11 protein-coding genes are annotated in these 11,655 nt (G+C 72.6%); 6 read left to right on the top strand and 5 right to left on the bottom strand.

Going from position 1 to position 11,655, the window contains the following annotated elements; genetic code table 11:
* Positions 1-39: 39 nt before the first annotated feature.
* Both ACFVIM_RS27170 and zapE read right to left on the bottom strand, forming a co-directional pair.
* The gene (locus ACFVIM_RS27170) at positions 40-465 is read right to left on the bottom strand and encodes an OsmC family protein (protein ID WP_384306427.1); all 426 of its coding nucleotides are present in this window, start codon (positions 463-465) and stop codon (positions 40-42) included.
* Positions 466-509: 44 nt separating this feature from the next.
* The gene (gene zapE, locus ACFVIM_RS27165) at positions 510-1,628 is read right to left on the bottom strand and encodes a cell division protein ZapE (RefSeq protein WP_384306424.1); all 1,119 of its coding nucleotides are present in this window, start codon (positions 1,626-1,628) and stop codon (positions 510-512) included.
* Here zapE and ACFVIM_RS27160 point away from each other — a divergent pair.
* From ACFVIM_RS27160 to ACFVIM_RS27140, 5 genes are all read left to right on the top strand, one after another.
* Positions 1,627-2,505: a pyrimidine reductase family protein gene (locus ACFVIM_RS27160; protein ID WP_384306421.1), complete on the top strand. Its 879-nt coding sequence runs from the start codon at positions 1,627-1,629 to the stop codon at positions 2,503-2,505. The genes zapE and ACFVIM_RS27160 overlap by 2 nt on opposite strands.
* Positions 2,506-2,611: 106 nt before the next feature.
* The gene (locus tag ACFVIM_RS27155; protein WP_384306418.1) at positions 2,612-3,082 is read left to right on the top strand and encodes an indole-3-glycerol phosphate synthase; all 471 of its coding nucleotides are present in this window, start codon (positions 2,612-2,614) and stop codon (positions 3,080-3,082) included.
* 64 nt (positions 3,083-3,146) lie between these two features.
* Positions 3,147-4,550: a UDP-N-acetylmuramate--L-alanine ligase gene (gene murC / locus ACFVIM_RS27150; RefSeq protein ID WP_384306415.1), complete on the top strand. Its 1,404-nt coding sequence runs from the start codon at positions 3,147-3,149 to the stop codon at positions 4,548-4,550.
* A gap of 13 nt (positions 4,551-4,563) precedes the next feature.
* A complete protein-coding gene (gene msrB / locus ACFVIM_RS27145; RefSeq protein ID WP_384306412.1) occupies positions 4,564-4,971 on the top strand; it encodes a peptide-methionine (R)-S-oxide reductase MsrB in 408 nt (135 codons plus the stop codon).
* Between the two features lie 325 nt (positions 4,972-5,296).
* Positions 5,297-6,430: an aminopeptidase P family protein gene (locus tag ACFVIM_RS27140; protein WP_384306409.1), complete on the top strand. Its 1,134-nt coding sequence runs from the start codon at positions 5,297-5,299 to the stop codon at positions 6,428-6,430.
* A gap of 67 nt (positions 6,431-6,497) precedes the next feature.
* Here the strand turns inward: ACFVIM_RS27140 and ACFVIM_RS27135 are convergent, their stop codons facing one another.
* The 3 genes from ACFVIM_RS27135 to treZ form a co-directional block, all read right to left on the bottom strand.
* Entirely contained in the window at positions 6,498-7,691 is a 1,194-nt protein-coding gene (locus tag ACFVIM_RS27135) for a serine hydrolase domain-containing protein (RefSeq protein WP_384306407.1), read from the bottom strand.
* Between the two features lie 160 nt (positions 7,692-7,851).
* Complete coding sequence (locus tag ACFVIM_RS27130; protein WP_384306429.1) at positions 7,852-8,856, bottom strand: aldo/keto reductase; 1,005 nt, start codon at positions 8,854-8,856, stop codon at positions 7,852-7,854.
* A 285-nt stretch (positions 8,857-9,141) separates the two neighbouring features.
* Entirely contained in the window at positions 9,142-10,959 is a 1,818-nt protein-coding gene (gene treZ, locus ACFVIM_RS27125; protein WP_384306404.1) for a malto-oligosyltrehalose trehalohydrolase, read from the bottom strand.
* 195 nt (positions 10,960-11,154) lie between these two features.
* Between treZ and ACFVIM_RS27120 the strand changes: the two genes are divergently transcribed.
* Positions 11,155-11,415, top strand: coding sequence for a type II toxin-antitoxin system Phd/YefM family antitoxin (locus tag ACFVIM_RS27120; protein WP_384306401.1), 261 nt, complete (start codon positions 11,155-11,157; stop codon positions 11,413-11,415).
* Positions 11,416-11,655: the final 240 nt, after the last annotated feature.

Raw genomic sequence — 11,655 nt, 5'->3', positions numbered from 1 at the left:
ACACACATGTGTGCGCCCCGGCCGTTCTCAGGGGGTGCGTCAGGCCAGCTCGGCCGTCAGGGTGATCGTGGTGCCGGTCAGGGCCTGGCTGACCGGGCAGTTCTTCTTGGCGTTCTCGGCGGCGGCCTGGAAGGCGTCGGCGTCGAGGCCGGGGACCTCGCCGCGGACGGAGAGGTGGATCCCGGTGATGCCCTCGCCGGGCTGGAAGGTGACGTCAGCCTTGGTCTCCAGGCGGGTGGGCGGGTTGCCCGCGCCCGTCAGGCCGTGCGAGAGGGCCATCGAGAAGCAGCTGGAGTGGGCGGCGGCGATCAGCTCCTCGGGGCTGGTCTTGCCGTTGGCCTGCTCGGCGCGGGACGGCCAGGAGACCGGCTGGGTGCCGATGCCCGAGGAGTCGAAGGTGACGTTGCCCGAACCCGTGAGCAGCTCGCCTTCCCAGACCGTGTGCGCCGTGCGGGTGGTGGCCATGGTGGATATCCCTTCAGCGGTAAAGAAAGTTGTCGACCATGAACCTACTGGTCGGCGAGAACCCGTGCGTCACGGGCCAGCGCGGTGAGACGGGAGATGGCCCGGAAGTACTTCTTCCGGTAACCGCCGTTGAGCATCTCCTCGCTGAAGAGCCGGTCGAAGGGGAGCCCGGAGGCCAGGACCGGCACCTCGCGGTCGTACAGGCGGTCGGCGAGTACCACCAGCCGCAGCGCGGTGGACTGGTCGGGGACCGGTTCCACCCCGGTGAGGCAGACCGCCCGGACCCCGTCGGTGAGCGCGCCGTAGCGGCTGGGGTGGACCCGCGCCAGATGGTCCAGCAGGGCCGGGAAGGCGTCCAGCGAGGCGCCCTCGGTGCGGTGCGCGACCCTGGTGACGGTCTCGTCGTCGAACGGGGCCGGGGCCTCGGGCAGCCCCCGGTGGCGGTAGTCCTCGCCGTCGATCCGTATCGGACGGAAGTGGGCGGAGAGCCCCTGGATCTCCCGCAGGAAGTCGGCGGCGGCGAACCGGCCCTCGCCGAGCTTGCCGGGCAGGGTGTTGGAGGTGGCGGCCAGCGCCACCCCCGCCTCCACCAGCTTGCGCAGCAGGCTGGAGACGAGCACGGTGTCGCCCGGGTCGTCCAGTTCGAACTCGTCGATGCAGAGCAGCCGGTGCCCGCTGAGGGTGGTCACGGTCTGCTGGAAGCCGAGGGCGCCGACGAGGTTGGTCAGCTCCACGAAGGTGCCGAACGCCTTGCGCTCCGGCTCGGCGGGGGTGGCGTGCCACAGGGACGCCAGCAGATGGGTCTTGCCGACGCCGTAACCGCCGTCGAGGTAGATCCCGCGCGGACCGGTGGGCGCGGCGGGCTTGCGGGAGAACCACCGCCGCCTGCCACCGCCGCCCGTGTCCCCGCCGTCGAGTCCGGCCGCGAACGAGCTGAGGACGGAGACCGCCTCCCGCTGGCTCGGCTGCCCGGGGTCGGGGACGTAGGTGTCGAAGCGGACGGAGTCAAAGCGCGGCGGCGGCACCATCTCCGCGACCAGGCGGTCGGCGGGGACATGCGGCTCACGGGCGCACAGCGACAGCGGGGTCGCCTCGGGCAGGGCGCGGGGGGCAGGGGTCGGCACAGCTCCCCACTGTAAGGGGCGTGTCAGACTGCCCCCCATGCGACGCCTGTTCCCTGTGACCGACCCGACAGCCGCCCTCGACCGCGAGTGGAGCCTCACCGAGCTGGCCGCGGCCTACGCCTACCCGTGCGATGGGGTGGCGGAGGAGGAAGCGCTGGTGGGGGTGGGTGCGCCCGCCGGGGCGGCGGCGGCCGGGGTACCGGCGGGGGCCACGCGGGCCGGGGTCCGGGCGGGCTCCGGGGCCGGTGGCCCGCACGTCTGGCTGCGGGCCAACATGGTGTCCTCGCTCGACGGCGGGGCGCACCACGAGGGCCGGTCCCAGCCGATCTCCTCCGCCGCCGACATGCGGGTCTTCGGCACCCTGCGGGGGCTCGCCGACGTGGTCGTCGTGGGCGCGGAGACCGTACGGATGGAGGGGTACCGCCCCGCCCGCGCCCGGGAGGCGTTCGCCGGGCTCAGGGCCGGGCGCGGCCAGGCCCCGGCTGCCGCCGTCGCGGTCGTCACCGCCTCCCTGGACCTCGACTTCTCGGCGCCGCTGTTCACCGAGCCGGTGGTGCCCACGCTGGTACTGACCGGCGCCGGGGCGTCCCGGGAGCGGCTGCGCGCCGCCGAGCGGGCCGGGGTGGAGGTGGTGGTCGCCGGGGAGGGCCGCGGGGTGGACCCGGCCCGGGTGGTCGCCGAGCTGGGCGGGCGCGGTCTGCGCCGGCAGCTGAGTGAGGGCGGGCCGAGGCTGCTGGGCCAGTTCGTGGCCGCCGGGGTGCTGGACGAGCTGTGTCTGACGGTTTCGCCCACCCTGGTGGCGGGGGATGCCCAGCGGATCGCGGACGGTCCGTCGCTGCCGGTGCCCGAGCGGCTGGCGCTCGCCTCCGTGCTGGAGGAGGCGGGCTTCCTCTTCACCCGTTACCGTCGCATCTGACAATCGTCGGAATTTATCGTTCCGCTTTGCTGCGGCTGGGCACACTTACTCTCGCAGACCCCGTGGGGGCACGGGGAAGGATGGTTTCCGCAGAAGGGCTCCTGACGTGTTCACAAGCGTACTGATGATCGAGAAGCCCCTGACGTCCGAGGACGTGGATTTCGTCACCACCCTGCACGGGGACGAGGCCGTCTCCTTCATCGTGCTGTTGCAGCCCCGGGGCGACCAGGCCGACGTCCTGCTGCGCGCCATCGACGACCTGGCGCTCGGTGAGCTGAAGGACGCCGTCCACGAGGGCGAGGAGCCCGAGGGCAGCGAGGCCAAGGCCCCCGCCGAACGCGGACTCGCCGTCTCCCTGGCCGCCCTGCGCCAGGCGGGCAGCGAGGCCGTCGGCCGGGTCGTCGAGGATCATCCGCTCGACGTGCTCAGGAGCGTCGTGGACGAGACCGGGGCCGACGAGGTCATCGTGCTGACCGCGCCCCACTACGTGGAGGAGTTCTTCCACCGGGACTGGGCCTCCCGGGCGCGGCACAAGGTCGGCGTACCGGTGCTCAAGCTCTTCGCGCACAGCGAATAGGGTGGTCATCCGGCCGGAGAGCAGCCAGCCGGGAACAAGACCCGAACCGAAAGGCAGACCACGCATGGCACCCGCCGTCCCCAGCGCCCTGGAACGCCCGCACTTCATCGGCATCGGCGGCGCCGGGATGTCCGGTATCGCCAAGATCCTGACCCAGCGTGGCGCCAAGGTCGCGGGCAGTGACGCCAAGGACTCCCCGACGGCGGACGCCCTGCGCGCCCTCGGCGCCACGGTCCACATCGGGCACGCGGCGCACCACCTCGCCGACGACGCGAGCGCGGTCGTGGTCTCCAGCGCCATCCGCGCCGACAACCCCGAGCTGGCCCGCGCCACCGAGCGGGGGATCCCCGTGATCCACCGCTCGGACGCGCTCGCCTCCCTGATGGGCGGGCACCGCCCGATCGCGGTCGCGGGCACCCACGGCAAGACCACCACCACCTCCATGCTGGCGGTGGCGCTGAGCGAGCTGGGCCGGGCCCCCTCGTACGCCATCGGCGGTGACCTGGCGGGCCCCGGCACCAACGCCCACCACGGCGGGGGCGAGATCTTCGTCGCCGAGGCCGACGAGAGCGACCGCAGCTTCCACACCTATGACCCCGAGGTCGCCATCGTCCTCAACGTGGAGCTGGACCACCACGCGAACTACGCCTCGATGGACGAGATCTACGAGTCGTTCGAGATCTTCGCCGGGAAGATCGTCCCGGGCGGGACCCTGGTGATCGCCGCCGACCAGTCCGGCGCGGTGGAGCTGACGAAGCGCCTCGCCGACCGTGCCGGCCGCGCCGACCTGCGGATCGTCACCTACGGTGAGTCCGAGGGCGCCGATGTGCGGATCGAGGAGGTCACCCCGCACGGGCTGACCAGCCAGGTCACCGTCGTCCTCGACGGCGCCCGGCTGACCTTCACCGTCTCCGTGCCCGGCCGCCACTACGCGCACAACGCGGTCGCCGCGCTCGCCGCCGGGGCCGCCCTCGGGATCCCCGCCGCCGAGCTGGCCACCGCCCTCGGCGCCTACACCGGGGTCAAGCGCCGCCTCCAGCTCAAGGGCGAGGCGGCGGGTGCCCAGGTCATCGACTCCTACGCGCACCACCCCACCGAGATGACCGCCGACCTGGAGGCCATGCGGGGCGCCGCGGCCGACTCCCGGCTGCTCGTCGTCTTCCAGCCGCACCTCTTCTCCCGTACCCAGGAGCTGGGCACCGAGATGGGCCAGGCGCTGGCGCTCGCCGACGCCTGTGTGGTCCTGGACATCTATCCGGCGCGTGAGGACCCGATCCCCGGTGTCACCAGCGCGCTGATCATCGACGCGGCCCGCGCGGCGGGCGCCGACGTGACCGCCGCCCCGGACCGCGCGTCCGTCCCCGGTCTCCTGGCGGGAATGGTCCGCCCCGGCGATCTCGTTCTCACCATGGGCGCGGGTGATGTCACGGACCTCGGTCCGCTGATCCTGGCCCGTCTGTCGAGCTGAGGAAGCGGTTGACATGGCGTACGAGATCGAGAAGCCGGACGAGCAGTGGCGCACCGAGCTGAGCCCCGCCGAGTACGCGGTGCTGCGGCAGGCCGGGACCGAGCCCGCCTTCCGGGGCGAGTACACGGACACCAAGACCGAGGGCGTCTACTCCTGCCGGGCCTGTGGCGCGGAGCTGTTCCGCTCGGACACCAAGTTCGACTCCCACTGCGGCTGGCCGTCCTTCTACGACCCGAAGGACACGGACGCGGTCGAACTGATCGAGGACCGCTCCCATGGAATGGTCCGCACGGAGGTGCGGTGCGCCCGCTGCGGCTCGCATCTCGGTCATGTGTTCGAAGGTGAGGGTTATTCCACCCCCACCGACCAGCGCTACTGCATCAACAGCATCTCGCTGCGGCTGACGCCTGACGACGCCTGACCCCTGGCCTCGGACGCTGTCTGACCCCGGGCAGCGGGTCGGCGGGCGGCGGCCGGTCCGGGGCCGACCGCCACCGTGCCGGGCCCCGGACCGCCGTGCGGTGAGGTCCGCCCCGGGGCCGTCTCCCGCCGCCGTCCGTCGCCGGACCCGGGCCGTCCGGGCGCGGACGACGCGGTACGGAGACGGTGGGCCCCGCTCCGGCGCGGGCGCCGGGCGTACGGAGGCGGTGGCCCGGACCGTACGGGGTCGGCGGTCCCGGCCGGGCGCGCCCACCCGCCCACGCCACGGGGTCGCGCCGCCCCGGACCCCCGGGCACGATGACCCCATGACCACCACACCCCCGCCGCGCACGGTCTTCACCGCCGAGGACTACCGGGCCCGGATGGCGCGGGCCGTCGACGCCGCCACCCGGGCCGGTCTCGCGGGCGTCCTCGTCGCCCCCGGGCCCGACCTCGCCCATCTCACCGGCTACACCCCGCCCGCCGACACCGAGCGCCTCACCCTGCTCGTCCTCACCCCCGAACGGGAACCGGTGCTGGTGGTCCCGGCCCTGGAGGCGGGGGAGATCGCCCATGCCACGGGCGCCGCGGCGCTGACCCTCCGCGACTGGAAGGACGGCGCCGACCCGTACGCCCTCGCCGCGCCGCTGCTCAGCGCCTCCGGCCGCTACGCGGTCAGCGACAGCACCTGGGCGCTCCATCTGCTGGGCCTCCAGCGCGCCCGCCCCGGCACCTCCTACGCCGCCCTGACCGATGCCCTCCCCATGCTGCGGGCCGTGAAGGACGCCCGGGAACTGGAGCTGATGGCGGCGGCCGGAGCGGCGGCCGACGCCACCTACGAGGAGATCCTCACGGTGAGGTTCGCCGGACGGAAGGAGCGCGAGGTCGCCCGGGACCTGGCCGCGCTGCTGCGCCACTTCGGCCACTCCCAGGTCGACTTCACCATCGTCGGCTCCGGTCCCAACGGCGCCGACCCCCACCACGAGGCGGGCGACCGGGTCATCGCCCACGGCGACATGGTGGTGATGGACTTCGGCGGCCTCAAGGACGGCTATGGCTCCGACACCACCCGGACCGTCCATGTCGGCGAGCCCACCCCGGCGGAACAGCATGTCCACGACGTGGTCCGCGAGGCCCAGCGCGCGGGTGTCGAAGCCGTCCGGCCCGGTGTGGCCTGTCAGGAGGTGGACCGCGCGGCCCGCGAGATCATCGAGGAGGCGGGCTACGGCGACCTCTTCATCCACCGCACCGGCCATGGCATCGGCGTCACCACCCACGAGCCGCCGTACATGGTCGAGGGCGAGGAACTGCCGCTGGTCCCCGGCATGTGCTTCTCCGTCGAGCCGGGGATCTATCTGCCGGGCCGCTTCGGGGTCCGGATCGAGGACATCGTGGCGGTCACGGAGGACGGCGGGCGACGGCTGAACACCAGTGGCCGGGCGATGGCCCTGGTGGAGTGAGCGCGTCGCCCGCCGCGGCGTGAGGTGGCCCGGCCCCCCGTGCCGGGGTGGCGCGGGGTCCGGCGGACTACGGCAGGCGCGGCTTGCCCAGGCCCTTGGGAACGGCCTTGCCGCAGAACTGCGAGTCCACGATCGCCTGCGACCAGTTCCAGTCGCCGTTGGTGTTCACGGCGACGACATGGCGCCCGTCCTCCGTGCCCACCAGGTCGTTCGACGACCCCGGCGCCCCACCGCTGTGGCCCCAGACCCGGACCCCGCAGCTCGTCTTGTACGAGTACAGCCCCAGCCCGTAGTCGGCGTAGCCGATCCGGCCGTCGGCCGGGAGCATCGTCTTCATCGCCCGGAGCTGCTCCGGGGGCAGCAGCTCGCCCTGGAGCAGGGCGCGCAGGAAGCGGGTCAGGTCCGAGGTGGTGGAGATGATGTCGCCGTCGGCCCAGGAGAAGGAGCCGTTCTGGTCGGTGACGTCATGGATGGGCGCGGCCGGGTCCAGGGAGAGCCTGGAGTAGGCCCGGCCGCTGGGGCGGGGCATCTGGACGGTGTCACCGGGCAGCGTGGTGGCCCGCAGACCGAGGGGCCGGAGGACGCGGTCCACCACTTCCTTCTCGTAGCTGTTGCCGCTGACCTTCTCGATGATCATTCCGGCGAGGACATAGCCGGTGTTGGAGTACTGGTGCTGGGCGCCGGGTGCGAAGTCCGGCTGGTAGGCGAGGCCGATCCGGACCCGCTCCAGCGGGGTGACGGTGTCGTAGCGGTGCTTGAGGAACGCCTCCGTCTCGTACGTGCGCTGGTACTCCGGGTCCGCCGTGTACTCGTAGAGACCGCTGGAGTGGTTGAGCAGCTGCCGTACGGTGATCTTCCGGCCGTCGTTGCCGTTCCCCCGGACCACGCCCGGGAGCCAGTGCTCCACGGTGTCGTCCAGGCTGAGCAGCCCGTCCGCCTCCTGCTGGAGCAGCACGGTGGCGACAAAGGTCTTCGTGATGCTCGCCGCGCGGAACCTGTCCTGCGTTCCGCGCTTCTTACCGGTCGTGAGATCAGCGACGCCGGATGTGCCCTTCCAGACGCCCCGGTCGGTGCGGGACTCGGCGATCACGCCGGGTATCCCGGCCCGGACCAGGGCGTCCATCGCCCGCTGGGTCTCCTGGTGCGCCTTGGGCCGGTGCTTCTCGGACCCGGCCAGCGCCGGTGAGCTGAAGGCCGTGGCGGTCACCGCCGCCGCCAGTACCGCCACCACACCCGCGCGTGCCGTCTTCCGTATCGCCATGGGTTACCGCTCCTCGATCCATGCCCCCGAGATCATCTTCGGTCGAACGGGAGGACCACGGACCGTGGCGTCACCGTTGATATGGAGAGGGGGTTTGACCGAAAAGATATGTTTATGGCCGGAATTAAGGCTGTTGCCTCCGTGGTCCCACCGCCCCGCGCTACGGCGCCGCGTGGTCGCTGAGCAGGCGCTGTATCCCGTACGGATACGGCAGCGGCCGTTCGCTAGCCTCGGACAGCCGGCCGGTCTGCTCCCCGGTCAGCTCCCAGCCCAGTGCGCCCAGATTGTCCCGGGCCTGCTCCTCCGTGCGCGGGCCGATGATCGGGGCGGTCACGTCCGGGCGCTCCAGCAGCCAGCGCAGGGCCACCTGGGAGAGGGTGCGGCCGGTCTCCTCCGCCACCGACCTGACCGCGTCCAGGACCCGCCAGGTCTCCTCGGTGTCCTGGGTGCGCCAGCCCTCGCGCTGTGAGCCGCGCTGGAAGTGCTCCTCGCGCGAACCCGGCGGGGGAGCCTCCATGCCCCGGGTGTACTTCCCCGTCAGCCAGCCGCCCGCCAGCGGGCTCCACGGGATGACACCGACCCCCTCCCGGGCGCACAGCGGCAGCAGCTCCCACTCCGTCTCCCGCCGCAGCAGGTTGTAGAGCGGCTGGAGGCAGACATAGGGCTCCCAGCCGTGCTGGCGGGACAGGTCGAGGGAGCGCTGGAGCTGGGAGGCGGTGACATTGCTGGTGCCGACATAGCGGACCTTCCCCGAGCGCACCAGGGTGTCCAGCGTGGTGAGGGTCTCCTCGATGGGCGTGGTGGGGTCCCAGATATGCGTCTGGTAGAGATCGACGTAGTCCGTGCGCAGCCGTCGCAGGCTCGCCTCCACCGCGGCCACGATGTGTTTGCGGCTCAGTCCGCCGTCATTGGGGGCGGTCCCCATCCGGCCCCACACCTTCGTGGCGATCACGAAGTCCTCACGGCGGCGGCGGGTCAGCCAGCGGCCCAGGATCGCTTCCGACTCCCCCTTGCCGTACATATCCGCCGTATCGACGAAGGTGCCGCCCGCGTCGGCGAAGAGGTCGAGGGCGCGATGGGCGACCCGGTCGTCCGAGAAACTCATCGTGCCCAGGCACAGCTCGCTGACGCGCAGGCCCGTTCGGCCGAGGTTCCGCTGTCTCATCTCTGTCATATCCCGCTCAACGGCGTTTGCGGCGGCCCGGTTTCCCCGCGCCGGGAACACGCCACCCGCCCGGCCGGACGGGTCCGGCCGACCGGCGCGGCGAGACCCGGTCGCGGGCGCGGGAGGCACCCCGGCACCAGGGCGGGATCAGGCCATCGCGCCCCTCCTGGCCGTCTGGGAACCGGAGGCGACCCCGTTCCCGTACGGAGGCGATCCCGTTCCCGTACGGAGGCGACCCCGGCCGTCAGCCACGGCGGCTCCTCCCGGTGGGGAACGTCTCCCTCCTCACCCGTCCAGCAGCACCGCGCAGGACTCGGGACCCAGCCGCAGCACCCCGTCAGGACCCGGCACCGACACCGGTTCCCAGGCTGCCAGGACCCGGCCGCCGGGACCCAGCGGAATGTCCGCCGCCGCCGTACCCAGGTTCACCGCGATCCGTACGTCGCCCCGGCGCAGCGCCAGCCAGCGCGCCTCCTCGTCGAACGCCACCCGCACGGCGCCCAGGTCCGGGTCGGTGAGGTCGGGCTGGCCGCGGCGCAGGGCGATCAGCTCCCGGTACCAGGAGAGCAGCCGGGCGTGCGGTTCCCGGTCGCGTTCGGCGCGGTCCAGACAGGAGGCGCGGTGGGTGCCGGGGTCCTGGGGGTCGGGGATGGACTCCGGCGCGTGGCCGTGCGCCGCGAACTCCCGGCGCCGTCCCTCCCGTACCGCCGTGGCCAGCGCGGGATCGGTGTGGTCGGTGAAGAACCGCCAGGGCGTGCGCGCGCCCCACTCCTCGCCCATGAACAGCATCGGTGTGTACGGGCCGGTGAGGACCAGCGCCGCCGCGCACGCCAGCGGCCCGGGGGAGAGGGTGGCCGAGAGCCGGTCGCCGACGGCGCGGTTGCCGATCTGGTCATGGGTCTGGGCATAGCCGAGGAAGCGCCCGGCGGGCGTGGACGTCACGTCCACGGGACGGCCGTGGGTCCGGCCCCGGAACGACGAGTACGTGCCGTCGTGGAAGAAGACCCGGGTCAGCGTCTTGGCCAGCGCGGCGAGCGGGGCGCGCGCGAAATCGGCGTAGTACCCGGCGGACTCACCGGTCAGCGCGGTGTGCAGGGCATGGTGGAAGTCGTCGTTCCACTGGGCCTGGAGCCCCAGGCCGCCCTGGGCCCTGGGGGTCGTCGTCCTCGGGTCGCACCGGTCCGACTCCGCCACCAGGAAGAGCGGCCGGTCCAGCTCCACCGCGAGCGCGTCCACGGCCCGTGACAGCTCCTCAAGGAAGCCCAGCGCCCGGTCGTCCGCCAAGGCGTGCACCGCGTCCAGCCGCAGCCCGTCCAGCCGGAACTCCCGCAGCCACCGCAGCGCGCCCTCACGCAGGAAGGCGCGCACCTCGTCCGAGCCGGGCCCGTCCAGGTTGACGGCGGCGCCCCAGGGTGTCGGGCGCCGCTCCAGCAGATAGGGACCGAAGGCGGGCAGATGGTTGCCCGAGGGACCCAGGTGGTTGTGGACCACGTCCAGGACGACTCCGAGCCCGTGGCCGTGGGCCGTGTCGATGAAGCGCTTGAGGGCGTCCGGGCCGCCGTAGGGCTCGTGCACGGCCCAGAGCGAGACACCCTCGTACCCCCAGCCGTGGGTCCCGGGGAACGGGCAGAGCGGCATCAGTTCCACATGGGTGACGCCCAGTTCCACCAGTTCGCCCAGGTGGGCGGCGGCCGCGTCCAGGGTGCCCTCGGGTGTGTAGGTGCCGATGTGCAGCTCGTACAGGACGGCGTCGCGCAGCCCGCGCCCCGGCCAGGGGTGGCGCCAGTGATGGCCGTCGGGATCCACGACGGCGCTGAGCCCGTCCGGGCCGTTCGGCTGGCGCGGGGAGCGCGGGTCGGGCAGGACCGGGCCGCCGTCCAGCGCGTAGCCGTAGCGCGCGCCCGGTCCGGCCGCCGCCTCGGCGGACCACCAGCCGTCCCCGTCCGCTCTCCCCCGCCTGCCCGCCGCCCGCACCATGGGCACCTCGCGGCCTTCCAGCCACAAGGTCACCCGTTCACCGGCTCCCGGCGCCCACACCTCGAACAGCACTCGCGCACATCCCCTCACGTCGCTCCGATGTCGCCCTGTGGTCCAGAACGCCATCCTGGCAACTTCCCGCCCTGGAGGGTGGGGCGTTGCGCCATGAGGGTCACGGGCCACGCCGACACCGCCGCCCGCGTTCCCGGGCGGTTTACCGCGGGGTGCCGCGCCTGATCCGTGCTGCGGAGAAGCATCAGGCTGTCCCCGGAATCTCCAGCCCTGGGGTACAGATACGCACACTTCCATACACTGAAGTGCATGACGGAGACGACTTACTCGATCGTGGAGGCTGGTGCCCGCCTGGGCGCCATCGCACGCGAAGTCAGTGCCACCCGGGAACCGGTCGCCATCACCGACCACGGCCAGACCGTCGCGATACTTGTCAGCCCCGCCGATGTCCTGGAGCTCCAAGAACTACGTGCCCTCGCGGCCTGCCGCGCCCGCCACGCCAGCGGCGAGGAGGCCGGTATCCCCCACGAGATGGCCTACCGCCGCGTCTTTGGTGAGGCCGGAACGTGAGCTACGAGGTCATCTGGGAACCCGAGGCCCTCACCCAGGCGGAGTGATACGCGAAGAATGACCCCGACGGGGTTCGGCAGGTGTTCACCGCCGTCGACCGCCTCGCCGACAACCCTCGCCCTAGGGAGTGTCTTCAAAGTAGCGTCGTCCTCCCCCTGTGACGAAGTCCAGGGGGAGGGTCCGGCGGGGTCTGGTGCGTGCGATCGCAAGGCGGAGGAGGGAGCGATGGCGGAGCCATCG

It is taken from the genome of Streptomyces sp. NPDC057638 (assembly GCF_042800315.1).
Taxonomy (GTDB): domain Bacteria; phylum Actinomycetota; class Actinomycetes; order Streptomycetales; family Streptomycetaceae; genus Streptomyces.
This window is presented reverse-complemented; position numbering and strand designations above follow the sequence as displayed.